The 24801-nt window shown below is 34.9% G+C and carries 22 protein-coding genes; 13 read left to right on the top strand and 9 right to left on the bottom strand.

Annotated features, from left to right (window positions below; genetic code table 11):
• Positions 1–3: 3 nt before the first annotated feature.
• The 5 genes from B8967_RS21750 to B8967_RS21730 all read left to right on the top strand — a co-directional run bounded on the left by B8967_RS21750 (position 4) and on the right by B8967_RS21730 (position 4553).
• A complete protein-coding gene (locus B8967_RS21750) occupies positions 4–1146 on the top strand; it encodes an inorganic phosphate transporter (protein WP_047494485.1) in 1143 nt (380 codons plus the stop codon).
• 102 nt (positions 1147–1248) lie between these two features.
• Positions 1249–2220, top strand: a complete 972-nt coding sequence (locus tag B8967_RS21745) for a polyprenyl synthetase family protein (RefSeq protein ID WP_047494488.1) — start codon at positions 1249–1251, stop codon at positions 2218–2220.
• 87 nt (positions 2221–2307) lie between these two features.
• Entirely contained in the window at positions 2308–3267 is a 960-nt protein-coding gene (locus B8967_RS21740) for a GSCFA domain-containing protein (RefSeq protein WP_084087846.1), read from the top strand.
• Positions 3260–3784 carry a DUF4269 domain-containing protein gene (locus B8967_RS21735; protein WP_084087845.1) on the top strand — a complete coding sequence of 175 codons (525 nt, stop codon included), beginning with the start codon at positions 3260–3262 and terminating at the stop codon, positions 3782–3784. The genes B8967_RS21740 and B8967_RS21735 overlap by 8 nt, the downstream gene beginning before the upstream one ends.
• Before the next feature lie 7 nt (positions 3785–3791).
• Entirely contained in the window at positions 3792–4553 is a 762-nt protein-coding gene (locus B8967_RS21730) for a TatD family hydrolase (protein ID WP_084087844.1), read from the top strand.
• A gap of 67 nt (positions 4554–4620) precedes the next feature.
• Here B8967_RS21730 and B8967_RS21725 read toward each other — a convergent pair whose 3' ends face one another.
• A complete protein-coding gene (locus B8967_RS21725) occupies positions 4621–5907 on the bottom strand; it encodes a DEAD/DEAH box helicase (RefSeq protein ID WP_047487071.1) in 1287 nt (428 codons plus the stop codon).
• Positions 5908–6555: 648 nt separating this feature from the next.
• Between B8967_RS21725 and B8967_RS21720 the strand changes: the two genes are divergently transcribed.
• From B8967_RS21720 to B8967_RS21710, 3 genes are read left to right on the top strand one after another with little or no spacing between them, the layout of a single operon-like run.
• Positions 6556–7755: a hypothetical protein gene (locus B8967_RS21720; protein ID WP_084087843.1), complete on the top strand. Its 1200-nt coding sequence runs from the start codon at positions 6556–6558 to the stop codon at positions 7753–7755.
• A 2-nt stretch (positions 7756–7757) separates the two neighbouring features.
• Positions 7758–8930: a hypothetical protein gene (locus B8967_RS21715; protein ID WP_084087842.1), complete on the top strand. Its 1173-nt coding sequence runs from the start codon at positions 7758–7760 to the stop codon at positions 8928–8930.
• Between the two features lie 3 nt (positions 8931–8933).
• The gene (locus tag B8967_RS21710; RefSeq protein ID WP_084087841.1) at positions 8934–10643 is read left to right on the top strand and encodes a T9SS type A sorting domain-containing protein; all 1710 of its coding nucleotides are present in this window, start codon (positions 8934–8936) and stop codon (positions 10641–10643) included.
• Positions 10644–10715: 72 nt separating this feature from the next.
• Here B8967_RS21710 and B8967_RS21705 read toward each other — a convergent pair whose 3' ends face one another.
• The 5 genes from B8967_RS21705 to B8967_RS21685 all read right to left on the bottom strand — a co-directional run bounded on the left by B8967_RS21705 (position 10716) and on the right by B8967_RS21685 (position 14451).
• Positions 10716–11339 carry a porin family protein gene (locus tag B8967_RS21705; protein ID WP_084087840.1) on the bottom strand — a complete coding sequence of 208 codons (624 nt, stop codon included), beginning with the start codon at positions 11337–11339 and terminating at the stop codon, positions 10716–10718.
• A 99-nt stretch (positions 11340–11438) separates the two neighbouring features.
• Positions 11439–11927 (bottom strand): DUF6438 domain-containing protein, encoded by a 489-nt coding sequence (locus tag B8967_RS21700; protein ID WP_047487054.1) that lies wholly within the window; start codon positions 11925–11927, stop codon positions 11439–11441.
• Between the two features lie 191 nt (positions 11928–12118).
• Positions 12119–13102 (bottom strand): GTPase ObgE, encoded by a 984-nt coding sequence (gene obgE / locus B8967_RS21695; protein WP_047487047.1) that lies wholly within the window; start codon positions 13100–13102, stop codon positions 12119–12121.
• A 79-nt stretch (positions 13103–13181) separates the two neighbouring features.
• The gene (locus B8967_RS21690; protein WP_047487043.1) at positions 13182–13760 is read right to left on the bottom strand and encodes an adenylate kinase; all 579 of its coding nucleotides are present in this window, start codon (positions 13758–13760) and stop codon (positions 13182–13184) included.
• A 136-nt stretch (positions 13761–13896) separates the two neighbouring features.
• Complete coding sequence (locus B8967_RS21685; RefSeq protein ID WP_047487041.1) at positions 13897–14451, bottom strand: phosphoribosyltransferase; 555 nt, start codon at positions 14449–14451, stop codon at positions 13897–13899.
• A gap of 472 nt (positions 14452–14923) precedes the next feature.
• Here B8967_RS21685 and B8967_RS21680 point away from each other — a divergent pair, with 472 nt between their 5' ends.
• Positions 14924–16513, top strand: coding sequence for an ABC-F family ATP-binding cassette domain-containing protein (locus B8967_RS21680; RefSeq protein WP_084087839.1), 1590 nt, complete (start codon positions 14924–14926; stop codon positions 16511–16513).
• 199 nt (positions 16514–16712) lie between these two features.
• Here B8967_RS21680 and B8967_RS21675 read toward each other — a convergent pair whose 3' ends face one another.
• From B8967_RS21675 to B8967_RS21665, 3 genes are all read right to left on the bottom strand, one after another.
• The gene (locus B8967_RS21675; protein WP_084087838.1) at positions 16713–17231 is read right to left on the bottom strand and encodes a hypothetical protein; all 519 of its coding nucleotides are present in this window, start codon (positions 17229–17231) and stop codon (positions 16713–16715) included.
• A 73-nt stretch (positions 17232–17304) separates the two neighbouring features.
• Positions 17305–18234, bottom strand: coding sequence for an alpha/beta fold hydrolase (locus B8967_RS21670; protein ID WP_084087837.1), 930 nt, complete (start codon positions 18232–18234; stop codon positions 17305–17307).
• 103 nt (positions 18235–18337) lie between these two features.
• Positions 18338–20932, bottom strand: coding sequence for a GmrSD restriction endonuclease domain-containing protein (locus tag B8967_RS21665; RefSeq protein WP_084087836.1), 2595 nt, complete (start codon positions 20930–20932; stop codon positions 18338–18340).
• 161 nt (positions 20933–21093) lie between these two features.
• Between B8967_RS21665 and B8967_RS21660 the strand changes: the two genes are divergently transcribed.
• The 4 genes from B8967_RS21660 (at position 21094) to B8967_RS21645 (ending at position 24766) form a co-directional block, all read left to right on the top strand.
• The gene (locus tag B8967_RS21660; protein ID WP_084087835.1) at positions 21094–22380 is read left to right on the top strand and encodes an adenylosuccinate synthase; all 1287 of its coding nucleotides are present in this window, start codon (positions 21094–21096) and stop codon (positions 22378–22380) included.
• Positions 22381–22512: 132 nt separating this feature from the next.
• Positions 22513–22797: a hypothetical protein gene (locus B8967_RS21655; protein ID WP_084087834.1), complete on the top strand. Its 285-nt coding sequence runs from the start codon at positions 22513–22515 to the stop codon at positions 22795–22797.
• A gap of 188 nt (positions 22798–22985) precedes the next feature.
• Positions 22986–23825 carry a hypothetical protein gene (locus tag B8967_RS21650; RefSeq protein WP_084087833.1) on the top strand — a complete coding sequence of 280 codons (840 nt, stop codon included), beginning with the start codon at positions 22986–22988 and terminating at the stop codon, positions 23823–23825.
• Between the two features lie 167 nt (positions 23826–23992).
• A complete protein-coding gene (locus tag B8967_RS21645) occupies positions 23993–24766 on the top strand; it encodes a ParA family protein (RefSeq protein WP_047487023.1) in 774 nt (257 codons plus the stop codon).
• Positions 24767–24801 lie beyond the last annotated feature (35 nt).

Raw genomic sequence — 24801 nt, 5'->3', positions numbered from 1 at the left:
AAAATGGAATTTCCTATTTTACTTACGGTTATTATTGCTTTAGCCTTAATTTTCGATTATATTAATGGTTTTCATGATGCAGCCAACTCAATTGCAACCATTGTTTCTACAAAAGTTTTAACTCCATTCCAGGCTGTACTTTGGGCAGCACTTTGGAACTTTGCCGCTTTTTTTATTGCTGCTTATATTATTGGAGAGTTTAAAATTGGTAATACAATTGCGAAAACGGTCAATGAGAATTTCATCAACCTTGAAGTTATATTTTCAGGTCTTGTAGCGGCTATTGCCTGGAACCTTTTGACATGGTGGTTTGGGATTCCTTCCTCATCATCACATACCTTAATTGGTGGGTTTCTGGGAGCTGCTTTAATGCATGCTTTTATGATGGATTATCACGATGTGGCAGCAGCTCAACCAGCTTTAGGCTTCTTTGAAACCTGTAAACATGCCTTACATCAGGTAACGACACAAAGTGTTGTGAAATTTGATAAAGTAATTCCTATCTTCCTGTTCATCTTCATGGCACCGATTATAGGGATGATTATCTCCATTATCATCACATTAATTATTGTTCATCTTTATAAAAAATCAAATCCACACAAAGCAGACCAATCTTTTAAAAGATTACAGTTGGCTTCTTCAGCTTTATTTAGCTTAGGACATGGTTTGAATGATGCACAGAAAGTAATGGGGATTATAGGAGCAGCATTGATTTATTATCATGTGGAGATGCTGCATGATCCTATTTATCTGAATATTCCTTCCGCAGGACGTTTTGATTACTTTGCACAACATTATCTTTGGGTTCCTTTGGTTTCCTTCCTGGCAATCGGTTTAGGTACTATGAGTGGTGGTTGGAAAATTATCAAAACAATGGGGACTAAAATTACAAAAGTAACCTCATTGGAAGGAGTAAGTGCAGAAACTGCAGGAGCAATCACGCTATTCATTACTGACCACTTTGGTATTCCTGTATCTACAACCCATACAATTACAGGTTCTATCATCGGGGTAGGATTAACGAAAAGAATTTCTGCGGTAAGATGGGGGATTACAGTAAGCTTACTTTGGGCTTGGGTACTTACAATTCCTATTTCAGCTATTGTAGCAGGAATTACCTATCTTTTAGTAAGTTTCTTATCTTAAGATAAAAATTAAAAAAATCATATAAACTTTGTCCATAAGGGCAAAGTTTTTTGTTTTATAAAGCCCCGAAAAATCGTATTTTTGTTCAAATTATAAGAATTTATGGAATTTTTAGACAGATACCAGCAGATCGTTGGTGACGCCATCAATAAGTATACTTTTAAAGATAAGCCCAGAGAACTCTATGATCCGATGAATTACATCATTTCTCATGGAGGAAAACGTCTTCGTCCTATTATGGTACTGATGGCATGTGATCTGTTTGGAGGAGACCTGAAGGAGGCTATAAAGCCTGCTTTGGCTATAGAGTTTTTCCATAATTTCACACTGATCCATGATGATATTATGGATGAGGCTCCTTTAAGAAGAAATAAGCCCACTATCCATACGCTACATGGAATCAATGTAGGTATTCTTTCCGGAGACGGACTGATGCTTAAAGCCTATAAATTCTTTGAAGACCTGGAGCCTGAAATTTTCAAAGCCTGTATCAGGATTTTTACCCATACAGGGCTTTTATTATGTGAAGGGCAACAGTATGATATCAACTTTGAGACTCAGAAAGATGTGACTTTTGATGACTATATCAGAATGATTACTTATAAAACAGGAGTTCTGAGTGCTTCTTCTTTTGAGATCGGTGCACTGATTGCAAGAGCGGATTTTAAAGATGCCAAAGCTATTTTCAATTTCGGGAAACATATTGGGATTGCTTTCCAGATTATGGATGATTATCTTGATGTGTTCGGAGACCAGGCTCAGTTTGGTAAGAAACATGCAGGAGATATCTATGAAAATAAGAAGACGGTTCTTTATTTACTGGCAAAAGAACATGCCACGGAAGAAGAAAGAAAGGAACTGGATTACTGGTATTCTAAGAAGACAGATAACGTAGATAAAATCTATGGAGTTGAAAAGATCTTCAGAAGAACAAAAGTAGATGATAGAGCGCTTCGTTTAATTGAGAAACACAATGAAATAGGGCAGAGCTATCTTCAGAAAATTGATATCCCTGAAGAAAAGAAGAAGCCGTTTATAGAACTGGCCAATTATTTGTTGAGAAGAGAAAGCTAAATAAGATTTTAGATAAGAGCTGGCAGGTAGCAGGTTTCGTTAATAAGAACTTATTACCTGCTACCTAATTTCTACTCCCTGGAAAAAATGAAATTCAGAACTGAGGTTGATATTAAAAAATCAGAAAAGAAAATTGAGATTGAAGATAAAATATTTTCAATAGGTTCGTGCTTTGCTTCAGAAATGACTGATCTATTGCAGCAGGGACAGCTGCAGACCCTTAATAATCCTTTTGGAACCATTTTTAACCCCTTTTCTATTCGTAATGAAGTAAAGATACTCCATGATTCATTATTTTATGAAGAAGAGGATCTGATCACGTATAATGAAGAATATATTTCACTGGATCATCATACAAGTTTTGATACACGGTATATTCATCAGACTTTGGATAAAATCAATGGGGCGATTGAAGAAGGCAATGCTTTTCTTCAGGAGACAGACTGGATTATTATTACCTATGGAACTTCATTTATCTATGAATTTATTCCAAAGAAAAAACTCGTTGCCAATTGTCATAAGATTCCCCAGAAGTTTTTCGAAAAAAAATTGCTTTCCCATCAGGAACTGACACATTCTATTTACAATACAATTTTAGATCTTAAGGATATTTGTAAAGAAGATGTACAGATTTTATTTACCGTTTCACCGGTAAGACATACCAAAGACGGAATGATTGAGAACCAGCTGAGTAAATCCAAACTCATTACCGCTATTCATGAATCTATATCCGTGTTCGAAGATTGTCATTATTTGCCTGTTTATGAAATTTTAATGGATGACCTCCGGGATTACCGTTTTTATAAGGAAGATATGATTCATCCCAGTACCCAGGCTGTAAACTATATTTTTGACAAATTTGGGGATGCTTATTTTTCTGAGGATACAAAAGATTTTATTAAAGAAAATTTTAAAATTACCAAAGCCTTAGAACATAAAACAAGCGATAAAAAAGATCCGAAGTTTATTGAATTCCGGGAAAAACTGGATCAGAGAATTGAAAATCAACGAACGAAAGTAAAACATAAGATATTTTCAAATGACTGATTTTACGCAGATTGATTATTTGAAAAATGGAAATGAAAGACAAAAGAGGGCTTTTGAAGTACTCACAAAATATAAGGTCTTTGAAAAGCTAAGTAATTATTCACCTTTATTGGCCGGAACCATTCCCATTGAAATCGATATTGCAGGTAGCGATCTGGACATTATTTGTGAAGTAGACCTTAGATCTAAAGAGGATTTTTTGGAAGAGCTAAGCTTATATGAACTAATTCCTCGGGAAGCCGATGTTAAGGTTGAAAATATAATGGTGAATGGTGAAGCAAGTATCGTTTTAAACTTTATGCTGGAAGAATTTCCCATTGAGATTTTTGGTCAGAACAAACCCGCCAGAGAACAGAATGCTTACAGGCATATGATTACCGAATACAGGATACTACAGGAAAAAGGAGAAGAATTTAAAAAGAAGATAATAGAACTGAAAAAACAGGGAATAAAGACAGAACCGGCATTTGGAATGCTGATGAATCTGGAAAATCCTTATGAAGATCTGTTAAAATGATAAGAAAATGATTGATACACATACACATTTATACGCAGAAGAATTTGATGAAGATAGAAAAGAAGCTATTCAAAGAGCTATAGATAAAGGGATTACAGAGTTTTATCTTCCTGCTATTGATTCTGAGTCTCATGAAAAGATGCTTCAGCTGGAAACCGAATACCCCGGACAGATTTTTTCAATGATGGGTTTACATCCCTGTTATGTAAAGCCTGAATCCTGGGAAAAAGAACTTGAAATCGTAAAAGACTATCTTGATCAAAGAAATTTTCCGGCGATAGGAGAGATAGGAATCGACCTGTATTGGGATAAAACTACTCTTGATATTCAGGTGAAAGCTTTTGAACAGCAGATTGACTGGGCCATAGAAAAAGATCTTCCTATTGTGATCCATACAAGAGAAAGCTTTGACGAAACATTTGAAGTACTTGAAAGAAAAAAACACCCGAAGCTCAGAGGGATCTTCCATTGCTTTTCGGGTAATCTGGAGCAGGCGAAGCATGCTATAGACCTTAACTTTATTTTGGGTGTCGGTGGGGTAGTTACTTTTAAAAATGGTAAAATAGACCAGTTTCTGAAAGAAATCCCTTTAGAGAAGATTGTTCTGGAAACAGATTCTCCATATCTGGCACCGGTTCCTCACAGAGGAAAAAGAAATGAAAGCTCATACCTTGATTTAGTTGCCGGGAAACTGGTAGATATCTATGGGAAAGATTTTTCAGAGATTGATAGGATTACCAGTGAAAATGCAAAGAAATTATTTAAGTAGACTACTTTTTACTGGATATAAGATAAAATAAAAAGCCTTTTCAATTTTTGAAAAGGCTTTTTTATTTTTATTTCTTTCTGGTGAAATTTTTATTCTTAGGCTTTTTAAATCCTGTGGATGCAGCCGGTTTTTTATTATTGGGAGTCCTTGCTGGTCTCGGGCCTTGTCTTTCGCCTCCTCCAGACATCGGTTTATTGTTTGAATCTCTTTTTTGAGCAACCAAATCATCTGTATGGAATGGATGGTCCTTTACGATCGGAATTTTCTTTCCGATAAGTTTTTCTGTATTTTTTAGATTAAGAAGATCAAGTCCGTCTACAAAAGATATTGAATTTCCTTCTGCACCAGCTCTTCCTGTTCTTCCAATTCTGTGTACATATGTTTCAGAAACATCAGACAGCTCAAAATTGATTACGAATTTTAATTCATCAATATCAATCCCTCTCGCTGCAATATCTGTAGCTACAAGCACTCTTGTTTTTCCGGATTTGAAATTATTCAGTGCGTTTTGTCTCGCATTTTGAGATTTATTACCATGAATGGCTTCTGCAGAGATATTATCTTTTTGAAGCTTTCTGGCAATCTTATCAGCACCATGTTTTGTTCTGGCAAATACCAATACAGAATCTGAGATGTCATTCTGAAGAATATGTGATAACAGGTTTAGTTTGTTATCTTTTTCTACAAAATAAACAGACTGTTTGATAGTATCTGCTGTAGAAGAAACAGGTGTTACCTCTACTTTTACAGGATTATTCAGTATGGAATTAGCCAATTTCTGAATCTCTCCGGGCATTGTTGCGGAAAAGAATAATGTCTGTCTCTTCTGAGGCAAAAGCTTAATTACTCTTTTAACGTCATGTACAAAACCCATATCAAGCATTCTGTCCGCTTCATCAAGCACAAAGATCTCAATGTTTTTAAGGCTGATAATGCCTTGAGCAATGAAGTCAAGAAGTCTTCCCGGTGTAGCCACCAGAATATCAATACCTCTTCTCAGTGCAGCTTCCTGGTTGCCCTGTTTTACCCCGCCAAAAATAACAAGCTGTTTTAATGGAAGATATTTACCATAAGCATTGATATTTTCTTCTATTTGGATCGCCAGTTCTCTGGTTGGAGTAAGGATTAAGGCTTTTATATGATTGTTAGAAATTTTCTTTTTAGATAGGTTCTGTAAAATAGGAATAGAAAAGGCCGCTGTTTTTCCTGTTCCGGTTTGCGCACATCCTAAAAAATCTCTGCCATTCAAGATTTCAGGAATAGATCTTTCCTGAATGGGAGTAGGATTAGTATACCCTTGTTCCTGGATTGCTTTTGCAATAGGTTCTATTAATTGTAAGTCTGTAAAATTCAAATGAATTATTTTAAAATTTAAATAAAAATTCCTTCAGCCTGAAAGAATTACATTCTGCAAAGGTAATCTAAATATTTTTAAGAATTAGTTTTGCTCTCCTGATCCGCTATTAGGTTTATCATATTCCAGTTTTACCCCTGTTTTATGGCGTGGTTATTAATTTGTTTTCGTATTATTTTATTTTTAGTTTATATTTTTAATTATATTTATATTATTTTTGAAAAATATAACATTTCATTGAAGCGGCATAATATCTTTTTAGTGCTTGTGATATCCATTTGAAATGATAATAAAAACTAACCATGAGAAAAATAATCCTCCTCCCTGTATTTATTGCAGGATTAAATGCATATACTCAATCTTGGAGGCATACCGAGAATACAACAACCCTATGTTTCAGATATTCTTACCGTTGATATAGCTGCTGACATTCATTCCATATGACAGGTATACAATTTAATCTACGCCTTAACGGAAATACAAGAGATCGTAAAAATAAATTTCTAAGAACTTAGCTTTTATAAATAAGAGCTAAAGAAGGAATAATTTCTATACCATTTATCAAAAAAATATTAACTCACGAGGGCAGATGAAGACTCATTTTTCCTTCTCTTAAAAAAATGTAAAGTCAAAAAATAACTTTTAATCATGAAAAAAACAATCATTTTACTTGCTGCTGTTTTCAGTTTAACAGCCAATGCCCAATGGAGCCTAACCGGAAATGCCGGAACAACTTCAGGGACCAACTTTATAGGGACCACGGACGGCCAGCCTTTAGTCTTCAAAACAAATAATACAGAAAAGATGAAAATAGGCACGGATGGAAGATTTGTATTTTTTAATGTGACGACACCGGGCCAGGTATGGGATAAAAATCTGTTTTTCGGAGGTGGGGTAAACGATGCAACTGTTTTCGGAAGTGTGGCTTTTGGAATGGGAGCACTTACTCAAAATAAAATAGGAGGCGGAAATACAGCGGTCGGGAATAATGCCATGTCCTTGATGACCAGTGGAGAGCTCAATGTAGCGGTAGGGCTTAATTCAATGAGAAATACAGTGTCAGGTAATTTTAATACGGCAGTAGGAATGAATGCTTTAGAGTATTTTCAGACAGGGGTTGGAAATGTGGGAGTTGGAAATTCAACATTAGGCTCCGGCAGTCTGGTAGGAGATTTTAATGTAGCGGTAGGTACCAGTGCTCTAAGATATATCCAGGTGGGAAGTTATAATACAATTCTTGGAGGAGAATCTTTCAGGTCTCTTGCCAAAGGCTCTAACAATATTAATGTAGGGCATTCCAATGCCAGACTAATCACTTCAGGAAACAACAATATCTTTATTGGAAGCTTTATCACTCCTTATAATACAACGGCTCCTGAAAATGAATTGAATATTGGAAACTGGATTGTAGGAAATAATGGAACTATTGGTATAGGACAGTTTACGACTCAGCTTCCTGCCGATGGCATTGCTCCTGACGGACAAAAATATAAACTTTTTGTAAAAGACGGAATCCGAACAGAGAGAGTGAAAGTAGATATTGCAGCCAATAACGGATGGGCAGACTATGTTTTTGAAAAAAATTATAAGCTGATGCCTTTGAATGATCTGGCTCAATTTATTGATGAAAATGGGCATCTACCGGAAGTTCCTACTACAGAAGAAGCCATTAAAAATGGAATTGAACTTAAAGAAATGAACATTCTTTTGCTTAAAAAAGTGGAAGAATTGACCCTACATTTAATAGATCAGAATAAACAATTGCTTGATCAGAAAAATCAGCTGAAAAAACAAAATGAAGACATAGAAAAGCTTAAAAATCAAATAAATAGCCAAAATAATTTTTAATCATGAAAAAAACAATCGTTTTACTTGCTGCTGTTTTCAGTTTTACAGCCAATGCACAATGGAACCTTACCGGAAATGCAGGAACCACTCCAGGAACTAATTTTATTGGAACCACGGATAACCAATCCTTAGTCTTTAAAACAAACAACGCAGAGAAAATGAAGATTACTCCTAATGGGAGGTTTATATTTTTTAATGTTACATCGCCAGGTATGGTTTGGGATAAAAACCTTTTTTTTGGAGGTGGAACGGATAATGCATCGGGGTCATCTAATACAGCTTTTGGAATGGGATCTCTAACCCAAAATACAACAGGTAATGGTAATACGGCTTTGGGAAATAATGCGATGTCATCAATCAGCAGTGGAGATAATAATGTATCTGTAGGGCAGAATAGTATGAGACATACCATAGATGCTACAATGAATGTTGCGGTGGGAATGAATTCATTGGAATATTTTAAACAAGGGACAGGAAATGTGGGTATAGGAAATAGCGCGATGGGATCAGGATCTTTAGCCGGGGATTATAACGTAGGGATTGGCTGGGATGCATTAAGATATTTAACTGCTGGAAAGAATAATACGGTAGTGGGCACAAGCTCTTTGGTAAGCCTGGCAGGAGGAACTAATAATATAGCAGTTGGTTCTTCCAATGCCAAAGCCATTCTTTCAGGGGATAATAATATTTTTATCGGAAATTTTATTACACCCTATATGTCTTCGCCTCAAAATGAACTGAACATCGGAAACTGGATTGTAGGAAATAATGGAACTATTGGTATAGGACAGTTTACGACTCAGCTTCCTGCCGATGGCATTGCTCCTGATGGTCAGAAATATAAACTGTTTGTAAAAGAAGGAATCCGAACAGAAAGAGTAAAAGTAGATATTGCTGCCAATAACGGATGGGCAGACTATGTTTTTGAAAAAGACTATAAGCTGATGCCTTTGAATGATCTGGCACAGTTTATCGATAAAAATGGGCATTTACCGGAAGTTCCTACTACTGAAGAAGCCATAAAAAATGGGATTGAGCTTAAAGAAATGAATATTCTTTTGCTGAAAAAAGTAGAAGAACTTACGCTGCATTTAATAGATCAGAATAAAGAATTAAAAGCTCAAAAAATGGAAATTGAAACGTTAAAAAAACAGGTTAATTCTTCTAAACAATAGCCTATGAAAACGAAATTTTTTCTCTTATTACTACTAGGTTTTGGAGTCAATATGGTATTTGCCCAAGGCGAAAATGATAACTGGTATTTTGGAAATAACGCGGCACTCAACTTTTCATCTTCTACTCCTGTTGCTGTAAATAACAGTAATATGGAAGCTCTTGAAGGATGTGGTACCGCAAGTGATGCAAGCGGAAAGCTTCTTTTTTATATGAATGGTCAAAGGATTTGGAACAGGCAGCATCAGGTGATGCCTAATGGTACTTTGATCACGCAGCAAAATAACAGTGCCCAGCAGCTTGCTATAGTAAAAAATCCGGCAAATGATAATCAGTACTATGTTTTTACAACAGGGGAAAATGCTGGAAGCTCATTTTATATAAGCTACTCAATTGTTGACATGACTTTGGGGAGTATAGGAACTAATGGGCTTCCCCTTGGTGATGTGCTGCCGGGAGCTAAAGATATTGCAGTATTGGATAATGTAGGGAATCATTTTGATTCAGAAGCGGTAACTATCATTCCCAATAGTACGGATCAGTCTTTTTGGGTTTTAATTCCGAACGGAACAAAGCTTTACAGTTATAAGCTGAGTAATCAGGGATTTGCTAATGGAGCACCAATTGTAAGTAATCTCAATTTTCCGGTAACTTTTGGCAATTATAAATATTTTAGTGTGAGACAGTCTCCAAGACTTAATAATGGTATCTACTCTCATTATATCTGCATTTCTTTTTGGGCTGATTCACTAAACCCATATCCATCGCCGGATTATTATGTTAATAAAGTTTATTCATTCAATTCCTCTACAGGGCAGCTTACAAATGATTTTTCCTTGCAGATAAACGGATTGAGAGCATATGTTCCTGAATTTAATAAGGATGCCTCTGTATTATTCCTGGGCTATGAAAACATCCATGCTGTTGATCTGGTAAATTCTACATCTTCCAATGTGCTGCATACGGAAATTTATACTGAAACCAACGCACCGCTTCACACAGGTATGACTCTTCAGAGAAATAAATATGGAGAGGTGTATGTAAGTAAATCATTTAGCTCATTTTTAGGTAAAGTGATAAATCCTGACGTATACGGTCCCAATATGAATGTGGATTTCAATGCTGTACATTTAGGAAACGGACAAACTCAGTATGGGCTGCCCCAATTACTTCCTATGAAAGAAAGCTCTGAAGGCTCCCCATGTATAGAGAATCTGGTACTGACTACTGAGCCTAATATGTCTCATTATTATGAAATTGGTAAGAAGATCACCACTAAGGATAGATATATTTTGGGTCCTAAACATGATATTACCATGCAATCCGGCGGAAGTATTAATCTTTTACCGGGAACATCTATGGAAATGGGATCCAGGTATCATGCCTTTATTGCTCCTTGCAGAAAACCTGAAATGATACAAAGAAGCGGGCAGGCTCAACATGAGCCGAAGGTAATGCTTTTAGAACTGGATAAGAAGGAAAGAATGGAGAAGAAAACTAATGTTGAATTGTTCCCTAATCCGGCTACAGATATTCTAAGCATTAAAACATCTGTAAAGATTGACGAAGCTGAAATATTTGATATTTCAGGTAAAAAAGTAAATGTTACTTTAAACCGTAATACAGTGGATGTAAGAAGTCTTCCGTCCGGATCATATATGATCAGAATCAAAACCGAAACCGGAGTGATCACGAAACAGTTTATTAAAAAATAAATTGAGATTTCCTTTATCAAAAATAATGGCTGCCCATATCCGGGCAGCCATTTGTATGGTAATCAATAAAGATTATTTAAATCTATACCCAACACCAGCCTGTAAAAAACCAACTTTCGTAGGGACGTGCTGACTTTTATTGGTTTCTATAAAATCAAAATGATAACGGGCATCTACAAAAAACTGATCATTAATTTTATATTCAGCTCCTAAGAAAGGAAAGAGATTGATCGTTTTTGTTCCGGCATAATTATCTTTAGCCATATCATTGAAAAGGCTGCTTGTTTTTATCTTTGTTGAAACATTGATTCCAATGTTCATTCCTACAGAAGCCGAAAGATTAGGAATAAAATAATACTTTGCAGAAATTGGAACCTGTATCTGATTCATCTGGTATTCAAAATTCATATCTCCCATATTTACTACTTCATTCCCTACTAATTGGGTCCATGGGTATGATTCCTTACCTCCCAGTTGGGTATACAGAACTTCAGCCTGTACTGCAAATTTTGGAGATAGTGCCTGCTCTGCCACAGCGCCTACATAGAAATAGGATTTTGAATCTAATTTAGCGTCAAAAAACTTCATACTGGATAACGTATACCCACCTTTTACACCAAAACTCATACTTGAGCTTTGGGCACATACCACAGTAGATATTGCAAATAATATTGCAGATAAAATGTTCTTCTTCATTTTTTTGAATTAAATGATTAATGTTTTTATAAAAAAAATAATTCCTCCCAGATGAAGGAATTATTTATGCAAAAATAATTTAAATATTGTTACCCGAAACTATTTTACTTTAGTCCAGTGTTGATTTTTTCTGAGGTCTTCAAAAAAATGATAAACTTTAGACAGTTTCTCATTTCCCCTTTTTCCGTAATCCTGTATATTTTTAGAAGTTCCATCACTAAAATTAATCCTTAAATAAGAAGTGGAGAGATCTGTAATATTTTTTTCACCATATTTATCTTTTAGATTTTTTACCTCTAAACCATCCAGTAACTTGAGTAATGTATGGTAATCTTCCTCTTTAATGGTTCCTGTAAAAGTTCCCTCTCTCGGATTGGAAAACTCATCTTTTGAAGGCTTTTCACTGAAATTAAAGTGTTCTGCTTCAAAAACTGCGGTTCTATCCGGCTGGATTGTCATTTTAAAAACAGGACAAAAGCCGAAACAGGGAGTGGCTTCATATTCAACGGTTGAGTACTTCGAATTTACTTTTTGAGAAGTACATGAAAATATGAGTACTAGGGCACAAAAACTCAGGATATATTTCATAGTTTAAATTTCTGAATATCTCTCAATAATTGTTCCAAAAGGGTTTTTTTTTCTCCGGTTCCTGTGGAATCTTACTTCCAACAACAGAATGGAAATTGAGACCAAAACAAAACCCCGGAAAAAATTCCGGGGTTATTTATTTTGTTGTAATCTACTTTTTAAAAGTAAGACCGATGAATTCAAACAGTATTTTATCCATGTAGTTTCTTCCAGATAGCATCTTTCAGCTCTACCAGACCTTCTCCTGTAACACCGGAGAAAAATAACGGTTGTCTGTTTTCAGGAAATTCTGCCGCAATTTCTTTTTTCAGCTCATCATCCAAAAGATCGGATTTAGAAACGGAAATAATGAAATCTTTATCCAATAGTTCAGGATTATATTCTACCAGCTCATTTTCCAGAATTTTAAACTCCTGGTAGTGATCTTCAGAATCTGCAGGAATTAAAAATAAAAGAATTGAATTTCTTTCAATATGTCTCAGGAATCTGTGTCCTAATCCTTTTCCTTCAGCTGCTCCTTCAATAATCCCAGGAATATCAGCCATTACAAATGATTTGTAATTTCTGTAGTCTACAATTCCTAAGTTGGGAGTTAAAGTGGTAAAAGCATAGTTTGCAATTTTAGGCTTTGCTGCAGAAACAGATGCTAAAAGGGTAGATTTTCCAGCATTTGGAAATCCAACTAAACCTACATCTGCCAAAATTTTAAGCTCGAAAACAACATAGCCTTCCTCACCATCCATTCCAGGTTGAGCATATCTTGGAGTTTGATTGGTCGATGATTTGAAATGTTCGTTTCCTTTTCCACCTTTTCCACCCAGCATCAAAATAATCTCCTGCTTATCTTCAAGAATTTCCCCGATGATCTCTCCTTCTTCATTTTTAGCGATAGTTCCAATGGGAACATCAATATAAATATCAGAACCATCAGCTCCGGTAAGCTGGTTTTTTGCTCCATTTTCACCACGCTCTGCTTTTATATGACGCGTGTATCGAAGTGGAAGTAAAGTCCATTCCTGTGCATTCCCTCTCATGATGACATGTCCGCCGCGACCTCCGTCACCACCGTCAGGACCTCCTTTAGGAATATATTTTTCACGTCTTAGGTGGGCAGAACCTGCTCCTCCATGTCCGCTTTTACAATGAATCTTTACGTAATCTACAAAGTTTGACATAATTTTTAGGGTTTAGGCCTTAGGGGTTAGGGAACAGATATTTAACGATGCTAAATCCTAATCCCTAAATCCTAAATCCTTATTTAATTTTCTCTACCTCAGCAAAAAGCTTTTGTGAAATCTCATCAATTTCTCCTACACCATTTACTTCCACATATTTTCCCTGCTGCTTGTAAAGTTCGGCTACTTCTGCCGTTTTAGAATAATATTCTTTAATTCTGTTTTCGATGATCTCTACATTGCTGTCGTCTGATCTACCGCTGGTTTCTCCTCTTTTCAGAAGTCTTTCAACCAAAATTTTATCTTCTACCACCAATGCAAGACAGATGTCAATCTTGTCATTCAGTTCTTCTTTAACTATTTTTTCCAAAGCTTCCGTCTGAGCAGTAGTTCTTGGATAACCATCAAAAATAAAACCGCTGGTATCGGTAGGTTTTCTGATCTCATCAATCAGCATATCTGTTGTTACCTGATCCGGAACCAATTCTCCTTTATCGATGTAAGACTTTGCCAGCTTTCCAAGATCAGTATCATTTTTCATATTGTATCTGAAAAGATCACCTGTTGAAACTTGCTTTAAATTGAATTTCTCGATTAAGTTTTGAGCTTGTGTTCCTTTTCCACTTCCTGGAGGGCCGAACAGAACAATGTTTATCATAATTTTGATTCGCTTCCGGCAATTGGCATTTTGCGTCTGGCTTGCTTTCTTGCTTTTAGCTTTATTTAGTTAATATTTTACTTTTATTTCGATTTAATATTTAAAGCTAAAAGCCAGTAGCTAATAGCTATAGGCATTAATGGTTGATTTGACCGTCTTCCAACTGATACAAATTAGGAAGGTTTCTTCCTAGTTCATCATAATCCAATCCATAACCAAGAACGAATTTATTTGGAATCTCCTTTCCAATATAATCCAATTTGAAATCTTTTTTGTAAATCTCAGGTTTCAGTAAGAAGCTTGACAGTTTTACAGATTTAGGGCGCTGTGTTTCCTTAAAGTATTTGAAAAGACTTTCCACTGTATTTCCTGTATCCACAATATCTTCAACAAGAATAATGTGACGGTCTCTTACATCTTTAGTCAATTCCATTTTTTGGTAAACAATCCCTGTAGACTCAGTTCCCACATAAGAACTCATTTGAATGAAAGCAATTTCGCATTCACCTGGGTAATACCTTAATAGATCTGAGAAGAACATGATTACTCCGTTCAATACGCCAATGAAAACAGGAACTTCATCCTTGTAATCTTCATAAATTCTTAACGCTGTCTCTTTTACAATTTCCTGAATCTCGGCGTCCTTCAAATAAGGAACGAAAGTTTTGTCGTGAACTTTAATGCTTTCCATAAAAATTTTTAGTAGTTGGCAAAGTTACGGATTTTTGATTAAAATACTTTCCTGTTTTTATGAGTTTGAGAGTTTTGAAGATTTGAAAGCTATAGAGTTCATATGATCATGGAGCCTGTTTAAACGATAACCAATAAAGTTCTTAAGTATATAGCAAGTCATAGCATTGAGAAAATGCATTTTACCCATATGAAAAAATAGACTGTTTAATGTATGGAAGAAAAGTAAATAATAAGCCAGCAGATGATTCTTATCAGTTTAAGATGGATAAAGAATAGATTGTATTTTAGAGTGGATCCGAAAGTTTATACCTGATTCTTTAGGCAGCAAAATAAAGAAATGGCGGGAAATCACTATATTTGTTCTTTCAAAACCCAATATACGGACATGTAGGATATAATTTCTTTCAGACTTGATCAGGCAGTAACCAAAGAGTTGCTGTTGTTTACCTAATTATTTTAAGAAAGAAATCATGATTTTACTACATCATATATCCTTTGGGTTTCCGGGAGGAGACTTGCTATTTAATCATATCAATATAACGATACCATCTCAAACAAAATCTGCTTTAGTGGGAAGTAACGGCATGGGGAAATCTACCTTACTGAAGCTTATTGCTGAGGAATTACAGCCATTAAACGGAAATATAAATATCCAGAGTGATATTTTCTATGTCCCACAAATGTTTGGAAATTGTAATGACCTTACTATTGCAGAATGCCTCAAGATAGATCAAAAACTAAATGCTCTTCAGAAAATAACAGAGGGAGACGTTGACGAAAGGTATTTTGAAATCCTGAATGACGACTGGGACCTCGAGGAACGGAGCCAAAATGCTTTACACTACTGGGGACTTGAGGATTTTGGACTCAACCAAAAGCTTGAAAGTTTAAGCGGAGGACAAAAGACCAAAGTTTTCCTTGCCGGAATTCAGATCAATCAGCCGGAGATCATCGTATTGGACGAACCTACCAACCATTTGGATCTGGAAGGCCGAAAATTATTGTACGATATGATTGATAAGACAAATGCTACCGTTATTATGGTAAGCCATGACAGGGCACTCCTGAATCTGGTGGACACTATTTTTGAATTAAGCAATCAGGGGGTTGCCACCTATGGAGGAAACTATGACTTTTATATCCAGCAAAAAGAAATTGAAGAGGAGGCTTTACACAATGATATTCATGCCAAAGAGCGCGCTTTAAAAAAAGCCAAAGAGAAAGAACGGGAAACACTGGAACGAAAACAGAAGCTTGATGCCAGAGGAAAACAGAAGCAGGAAAAGTCCGGTGTCGCCAGAATTATGATGAATACCCTTCGGAATAACGCCGAGAAAAATACCTCAAAACTGAAAAATATTCACGCTGAAAAAATCAGTGGTATTTCCGGGAACCTGAGAGATTTGCGTTCATCATTAAAGAATTCTGATCAGATGAAAGTAACTTTCAATGACTCCAGCCTACATTCCGGTAAAGTTTTAATTACATTGGAAGACGTGAATTTCAGCTATGGAGGTGAAAAACTGTGGCAAGAAAATCTAAACCTTGAGATCCGAAGTGGAGAAAGAATTTCACTGAAAGGGCAGAACGGGTCTGGAAAAACGAGCCTGATAAAGCTTTTGCTTGGAAATGCAGAACCTTATCAGGGTAAGATTTTTAAAGCCGAATTTAACAGTATTTATGTGGATCAGGAATACTCTCTTATTGAAGGTGATTTGAGTATCTATGATTTTGTCCAAAAATTCAATGATACGGCACTTCAGGAATCTGAGGTGAAAACTTTATTATCCAGATTTTTGTTTGGAAAGGAAACCTGGGATAAAAAATGTGGAGTGTTAAGCGGGGGAGAACGTCTGAGAGTTTTATTATGTGGACTTTCGATCAGTAACAAAACACCGGATATGATCGTTCTTGATGAACCCACCAATAATCTGGATCTTCAGAATGTAGACATTTTAACGAATACCATTAAAGACTATCATGGAACACTGGTGGTGGTTTCTCATGATGAGGTTTTCCTGAAGGAAATTGGAATGGATAGGGAAGTGGTATTGATTTGATTATTTTAATTTCCGACAGATCACGCAGATTTTTATTCATCGATAAAAAAGGTGATATTTTATTCTAATGACAAAGAGAATATTCAATAGGAATGGGCTTTAGCCCATTCATCATTAAGATAATAAATCCAATTGGCTTTAGCCAAAACCTAAAGAAAAATCCTGGAAAATATATCCAGGATTTTTTATATTCAAAATATTATTTTTTTGTCTTTTTAATAGCATCCAGATATATCTTTTTGATGCTGTTTTTCTCTTCTTTCTCACTGATATTTTCGAGAGTAGGGAGAAGAGTGGTGTTGTGTTGGGTTTTCATTTTCAAAATTTCACCGAGGGCAAATGCAGCACTCCATCGGACAACAGTTCCTTCATGTTCTGTATTGACAAGCAGATTAGTGATGGATTGGTCTAATTGATCGGAGAACAGATGAGCGGTATTGCCTATTACTTTGGCACTTTCCCATTTTATTCTGGGAGCTTTTTCGGTAAGGGTAGTGGTGACAAATGCAAATGCTGTTTCATCTGCCATATCAGGATTCTGCTTGGTTGCATATTCTATGGCCTCTATGCAGGTTGCCTTTACTGGATCTTTTGCTTTTTCGGCAAAAGCAATTAATTCATCAAGAGGTAAAGACTTGTCAAGAATCCATTGACTGATAAGGCCTGTTTTTTCTTTTGCTTTTATCGTTTTATCTTTAATAAGTTCTTCTATCGTCATGTTTTTAATTTTGTTTTTTCAGCGTTCTAATTTAGGAATTCTGCTGAATCTGCATTATCAGCGAGAATAGCATCTATGAATGCTTGAAAATCCAGCCACAGACAGTGCTCAGAACTTCCTCTCTGATTTCCTCATTCAGAATTTCATGGCGCATACCGGAATAGATCTCCTGACTCACATCCTGAAAACCATCAGACTTTAAATGATCAACAGTATACCTCACTCCTTTACTGAAATCCCCGATTGGATCATCCTGCCCGCTTACAAATAAAAAAGGAAAAGACCTGGAAATTGAATCAGCCCAGTTTCTTGCGGTAGCCTTTTTGTAAACACTAAATAAAGTGTAAAAGGCATTATTCGTGAATGGAATTCCACAAAGTTCATCCTGTTCAAAAGCTTTTCGGTTTTTAGAATTTACACTGAGCCAGCTGGTGTCGCTGAAATCTTTATCCTTTTTAAAATGCTTGTTATTGACACTCGTAAAAACAGAATTTAAGAAAGTACGGTGATGAGGCGCGATGGTATTAGCTAATGATAAATAAGCTCTCAGCAAATCTATTCCGGGCAAAGGTCCACCAGTTCCTGTAATGATAGCTCCGGAAAATTTACTGCTTGCCTTTTGAAGAAGACAGCGTGTTATAAAAGATCCCATAGAATGTCCCAAAATAAAATGTGGAACATCCGGATATTGTTCAACAAGATAATCTGCCATCATCTCTGCATCGGCTACTAATCTTTCATCCGGTTTCTCAAGCTGAAAAAATCCGATATCTTTTTTCTCTTTTATAGATTTTCCATGTCCCAGATGGTCATAGGTCAGTACAGCAATTCCATGAGCCGCAAAGTATTCTGCAATCTCAGCATATCTTCCGCTGTGTTCCTGCATTCCATGAACAATAAGTAGCGTGCCCTTTGCTGTTTCCGGAGAGAATAGAGTGTAGAAAAGTTGTGAGCTGCTGTTTATTTTTGATGGGAGGTAGGCTGAGGTTTGGGATATTGGCATAAGAACTTGTTTAGATGCTAATCAAAGATAGGGAATAAAATGAAAATCACTTATTCAATTTTATTTATACAAGGAATCTTATTATTAAATAAAAAATGGTATTTTAAATACCATTTTTTTTAAGCTTAGTTCCTTTAGCTCTGTTCTCGTCTTTGTGTGCAATTCCTAGGTTTTCAATATTATCTATACCCCCAATGGCTAAGGGGATTATATGATCCACTTCAATTTCATCCCCTAAAAAAATGGGGGCACTAGATAAAGAGCTAGTATTGTTTTGTTTTGAAATTAACTCTAATTTTTGAGCTTCACTTAGCTTCACTTTTCTATCATCGGTTTTGTATTTTGAGTTAAAGTTATTGAGTAATGTGGCATAATATTTTATTCCATCATTGTTGAAGTAATGATATTCAGGGATGTTTTTAATATTTCGAAATAGATCAGTTAGATCTTTTTTTATTTCAATCCTATTATGTTTAATCATTTCTAAATTTAAATCCTTAAGAATATGCCATAAAAAATAAAAATCTTGCATTGTTCGTCTAAAATGCTTGGATTCTTTTCCTGCTTTAAATATTAAATCTAATTCATCACGTAAATAATAATCCAACTCATCTTTAGTTTTATTACAATCAAGTAATATATACCTTGTCTTTAATATAAAAGTTTTTATATTTTTTAGTGAATTAAAAAAAGATGTTTTATTTGATGGATTATTTTCATTGATTTCTGTTAGAAATAAAGAAATTAAATTTTTATCAGATACACGAGAATTTAACCTATCTGTTTTTTGATATATATCTAAAACTTTTTTAGTTGGATTATTTAAAGATGAATAATCAAGAAATATGAGAGAAGTCATTAATTCTTCATTTTCCATACGATCTCTATCATTAATATTATTTAATTTTTTTACATAAAACCATTCTTTAATTTTTTCTTTAAAATCTCTAATAGAATTAATAGCATCTACATCTGCCCATGAATTCCACATTTCAAAAGAATTTTCTCTAATTGGATATGGTTTATCATTTAGTCTAATGAATAAATCGATTGGATCAAACTGAGGATTGGTTTGTTGATCAATTTCAACTACATACAAAGGAAAATCATAAATTTTGTTTTGAAGATCTTCAGTTAATTTTTCAAATTTGCAAGTATTCAAATCATCTAAGATTCTAAGTCCACGAAGTGAGAATTTATAATTTTTAGAATTTTGAGATTTTCCTTTTTCATCTATATATTCAGATCCAATAAAGCCTAATAATGTAAGTAATCTTTGCTGCCCATCTATTACTTCACTAGTACCGTCTTCACGTTTAAATATAAAAATAGCTGGAAGAGCAATCCCTAAAATTATACTCTCAATAATAGAGGAAGCTTTTTTGGGATTGATAACTTCTTTCCTTTGATAAGAAGGTCGGACTAGAAACCTTCTTTTATTCATTAATCTAACGACGTCATCAATAGATATTCTTGATGGTTCGGGTTTATTTAATCTAAGAGATTCTAATTCTCCTAATTTTGTTGTTGTATCTGTAGGTTTTGTAAGTTTTTTAATTTCATTTCTTTTTTCATCATTAGGTCTAATATATAAAGACGTATCGATGTTGAAATTTACTAATAAGAATTCTCCTGTTTGAGAATACCTATCATAAACTTGTTTATTAAATCCATAATCTATCTCAGAATATGCTTCAATATTTAAATCAATGAATTTCGAGATATTATTTTTTAATTCATCATCTAGGCCATATTCTTTTTCTTCAAGATCGAGAATTCCTAACATCCATAGAAAAGTTTCTAACGCTAATCTGTTTATTTTTAGATTGTTTTGTGTGCTATTTAAATAAACTTGATTTAAAAATAAAGTTTTAGAGATAAAAGAATCAAGTACACTTTTTTCAGAATTAATATTATCATCAGATAGTTTTTCAAAAAGTTTTGAAAGTAAATCTGTTCTACCTGTACCTCTTGCATAATAAGATATTGGAGTCATTGGAAGTACTAAGTTTTTTCGAACAAAAGTCATAACTTGTTCAATAGGAATTTCTTTATCAATACTTGTGGGGATAAAAAAGGTTTTATATAAGGTCTCTAAAATTTTTTGATTATCAATAAAGAAGAGCTTAAAAGCGGAAGATAGTGTGTTCTCATCATAAATAGCATTATCTATTTCTGACTTTTTTAGAGGTGTAATGCCTGAATTGTATCTTGAAAAGATTTCTTTTTTTACTCTATCTTCTAGATGTTTGTCTAGTGGAGGGTGGTTTACAAGTTTAAATTCAATGATTCGTAATTTTGCATCTAAAAATTTATCTATTATTTCACGATCTTTTAGGGCTAAATCATCATATGAATGATTTTTAAGCTGAGTAAGGACTTGTAATCCTTTAGCTTTTAAAGGAAATTTATTTTCCATAAATCTCAAAATAGTTTCAAATCTTTGACGCCCATCAATTACTTCTATTTCAGAGTTATTGTCAAAGAAAATGAGAGGTGGAATTTCTGTACCTAATAAAATACTTTCAATAAAATACGTAGCTTTATTATAATCCCACACATAATTACGTTGATAATATGGTTTGTAATCTATTTTATTTCTCAATCTTGGACTAAATAAGCTATCAATTGATTTCGAATATGTTTCAATTTTTAAATGCTCTTTGAATATTTTCTCAAAAGTGTAATGTGTTATCATTGTTAAGGTTTATTAATGTTTAAATCTATGTAATAAAACCTAAGCTTAATTACGGGAAATCATAATGATTTTCACCCCACCTAAAAATAAAATTCATTCATAATTTGCTCACCCAATTTTTTAAAAGTAATTTTGCACGAATCTAAAAACAAAAGTAAAATATGTCAACTTATGTAGTTGTAGGTCTTCAGTACGGAGATGAAGGCAAAGGAAAAATCACGGATGTTTTATCAGCAAAATCGGACTATGTAGTACGTTTCCAGGGTGGAGACAACGCTGGTCACACGGTTTATGTGGGTGATGAAAAGTTCGTTCTACACCTTCTTCCTTCAGGAGTTCTTCAATGCAAAGGGAAATGTATCATTGCGAATGGTGTAGTGGTAAACCCTAAGTCTTTCATTAAAGAAGTTGGTCAGATTGAGAGCAAAGGCTTAAGATCAGATCATATCTTTATCAGCAGAAGAGCGCATGTAATCATGCCTTACCACATCCTTTTGGATACTTACCGTGAAGAGGAGCACGGAGGAACTCAGATCGGAACTACCAAAAAAGGAATCGGACCTTGCTACGAAGATAAAATTGCAAGAGTCGGGATCAGAATGGTAGACCTTTTAAATCCTGAAATCTTAAGAGATAAAATTGAGAAGAACTTAAAAGTAAAGAACTCTCTATTTGAAAAATATTACGGAAAACCAACTTTAGACGTTGAAGAAATCTACAACGAATATTTGGAAATCGGAAAGCAGCTTCAGGACAGAATCGTTGATACTGAATTAGAGCTGAACGAAGCGATCAGAGATGGTAAAAATGTACTGTTTGAAGGAGCTCAGGCGTTAATGCTTGATATCGACTTCGGAACATATCCATACGTTACTTCATCTTCTCCATCTACAGGAGGTGTTTGTACAGGAGCTGGTGTTCCACCAACTTCACTTCAGAACTTGATCGGTGTAGCAAAAGCTTACTGTACAAGAGTAGGAAACGGACCTTTCCCTTCTGAGCTGGATAACGAGCTGGGAGAAAAAATCAGACAGATTGGAGGTGAGTTTGGTGCTACAACAGGTAGACCAAGAAGAACAGGTTGGTTAGACTTGGTTTCTTTAAAGCACGCTTGTATGATTAACGGGATCAATAACCTGGTAATTACGAAATTAGACGTTCTTACAGGAATTGAAAACCTTAAAATCGTTACACATTATAAAACTGAAGACGGAAAAATCATTGATTATTTCACTTCATCAACAGAGAAATTGTATAACTACGAACCGATCTACCAGGATTTACCAGGTTGGGGAGAAGATATTACAAAAGCGAGAAGTTATGATGAACTTCCGGACAATGCTCAGAAATACATCGAGTTTATCGAGAAGTATTTAGGAATCAATGTGTATTTGGTTTCTGTAGGTCCTGAAAGAAGTCAGAACATTATCAGAAAAGAATTATTCTAATATATTTTTAGAAAATATAATAAGAAAGAGACTGCTATTGGCAGTCTCTTTTTTTGTTGGATAGGTTGTAAACCATGCTGATCACGGGTCAGTATAAGTAAGAAATCTCTATATTTAAAAATAATTTTATATATGCACGATCACGATATATCCGGTCAGTTTCAGAAAAATATTTTTATCAGCCTGCTTTTTACGGTGTCTTATATTATTTTACTGATCACTTACAATGGTATTGAATTGAAAAAGATCAGTAACTCACTACTCATTTTATTTATGGTAGCTAGTGTTGTATTCAATATGGGGGCATTATTTTTTGCTTTTAAGCACTATAGAAAAATCATGGCAATTATTTTCATCATCATCAATTCTCTGGGCTTGCTATCGACATTCATTCTTCTCCTGATGATTCTTTCTTAAATAGAATATGTTTGACGGTCGTTTTTAAATATTTACAATAGTTGAAAATGTTAAAATTAAAGATTATCATAATTTTTTTTAAAATTGTGATGTTTTGATAATTTTTTGGCAGATATTTTGATATCGAATTAATGCTTATCGATAAGAATTAATGAATTAATAATGATTAACAGTTTAAATAGATTGTGATGAAACACCTGAACCAAAACCAGGAATTTCGCTTCAACGAAGTTCTTTTTGAGCACCGCAACAAAGAATACGGCGCTTACGCATTAAGAAACGAATCAGATAGAATATTAACCAAAGCACTTTTTGTAGGAGTAAGCCTGTTGGCCGCCGTGTCAATTACTCCGTTTGTGATTTCAGCACTACAAGGTCCTGAAGTTATTCAACAAACATGGGAGCTTCCACCACCAATGATTATTCCAGAAGAACCGATACAAAAAGACCCTCCAGCACAAATTGTAAAACCTACTCCTACTGAGAAAGTAAAAACATATGATGCTACTGTACCGGAACCTAAAGCAGTTGTAAGAAATGAGAAAGCAACTGTAATAGACAAGGTGAATGCAGTAGCAAGTGTACAGACTTCACAGGGTAAGGAAACGGAAACGACATCGTATGTTGCTCCGATTACTCCTCAGGTTATTGGAGGAGGAACCGGACCTTCTATCAAAACAGATCCGATAGTAGAAAAAACAGATCCTAAAAAAATTGAAACAGAGCTGAGTGTAGAGGCAAACTTTATGGGTGGGATAGATTCATTCCGAAATAAGGTCATGAACAACTTTGACAGCTCAGGATTTGACGCAGAAGATGTCATGAAGACTACAATTACCTTTATTGTAGAAATGGATGGAAGTATTTCAGGGATAAAAGCTAATGGAACCAACGCAGATTTTAACAATGAAGCGATAAGAACAATTAAATCAATTTCTAAAAATGGAAAATGGATTCCTGCAAAAAATAAAAAAGGAGAATCCGTAAGAAGTTATTTCAAATTTCCTATCTCAATGAAGTTCGATTAATCGCCACAGAAAACGAATTTTAAATAGTTATCCACAAAGATTTTTTTTTGTGGATAATTTTTTTAATCGTTAAAATACTTATTAACAGTATTTTAACTCAATTTTGATTTTAGTCATTCATCGAGAGCAAAGAAAAAAGTGTATTTTTGAAACTTAAAGTTCTAATAATGGCAAAAATCATAGGTATTGCTAATCAAAAAGGGGGAGTTGGAAAAACGACCACCGCTGTAAACTTAGCAGCAGCATTAGGAGTATTGGAGAAAAAAATATTAATCATCGACGCTGACCCTCAGGCAAATGCAACGTCTGGGCTGGGAGTAGAAGATGTTCAGTATTCTACCTACAATCTACTGGAGCATAGTGCAGATACAAGAGCCTGTATCAAAAGAACAGCAACTCCAAATCTGGATATTGTTCCGTCACATATTGACCTGGTAGCAGCAGAAATTGAATTGGTAGACAAAGAAGATCGTGAGTACATGCTGAAAAAAGCATTGGCAAGTGTGAGAGATGATTATGACTATATCATCATCGATTGTGCGCCAAGTTTAGGTCTGATCACCGTGAATGCCCTTACCGCTGCAGATTCAGTGATTATCCCTATCCAATGTGAGTATTTTGCATTAGAAGGATTGGGAAAACTTCTGAATACCGTTAAAAATGTTCAGAAGATCCACAATAAAGATCTTGATATAGAAGGTCTTCTTCTGACAATGTACGACAGCAGATTAAGATTATCCAACCAGGTTGTTGAAGAAGTGAATTTACACTTCCCGGAAATGGTTTTTGAAACAATTATCAGCAGAAATGTAAGATTGAGTGAAGCTCCAAGTTTCGGAGAAAGTATCCTTAATTATGATGCTGAAAGTAAAGGAGCCGTTCAGTACATTCAGTTGGCTGAAGAAGTTCTTTTGAAGAACGAGAATTTAATAAAAAATTAAATTAATAATAAATGGACCATAAGTAATGCTGGTCA

This window comes from Chryseobacterium sp. YR221 (assembly GCF_900176315.1).
In the GTDB taxonomy this organism is placed as follows: Bacteria; Bacteroidota; Bacteroidia; order Flavobacteriales; family Weeksellaceae; genus Chryseobacterium; species Chryseobacterium rhizosphaerae.
Note: the sequence above shows the minus strand (reverse complement) of the source record. Positions and strands in the feature narration are given on the sequence as shown.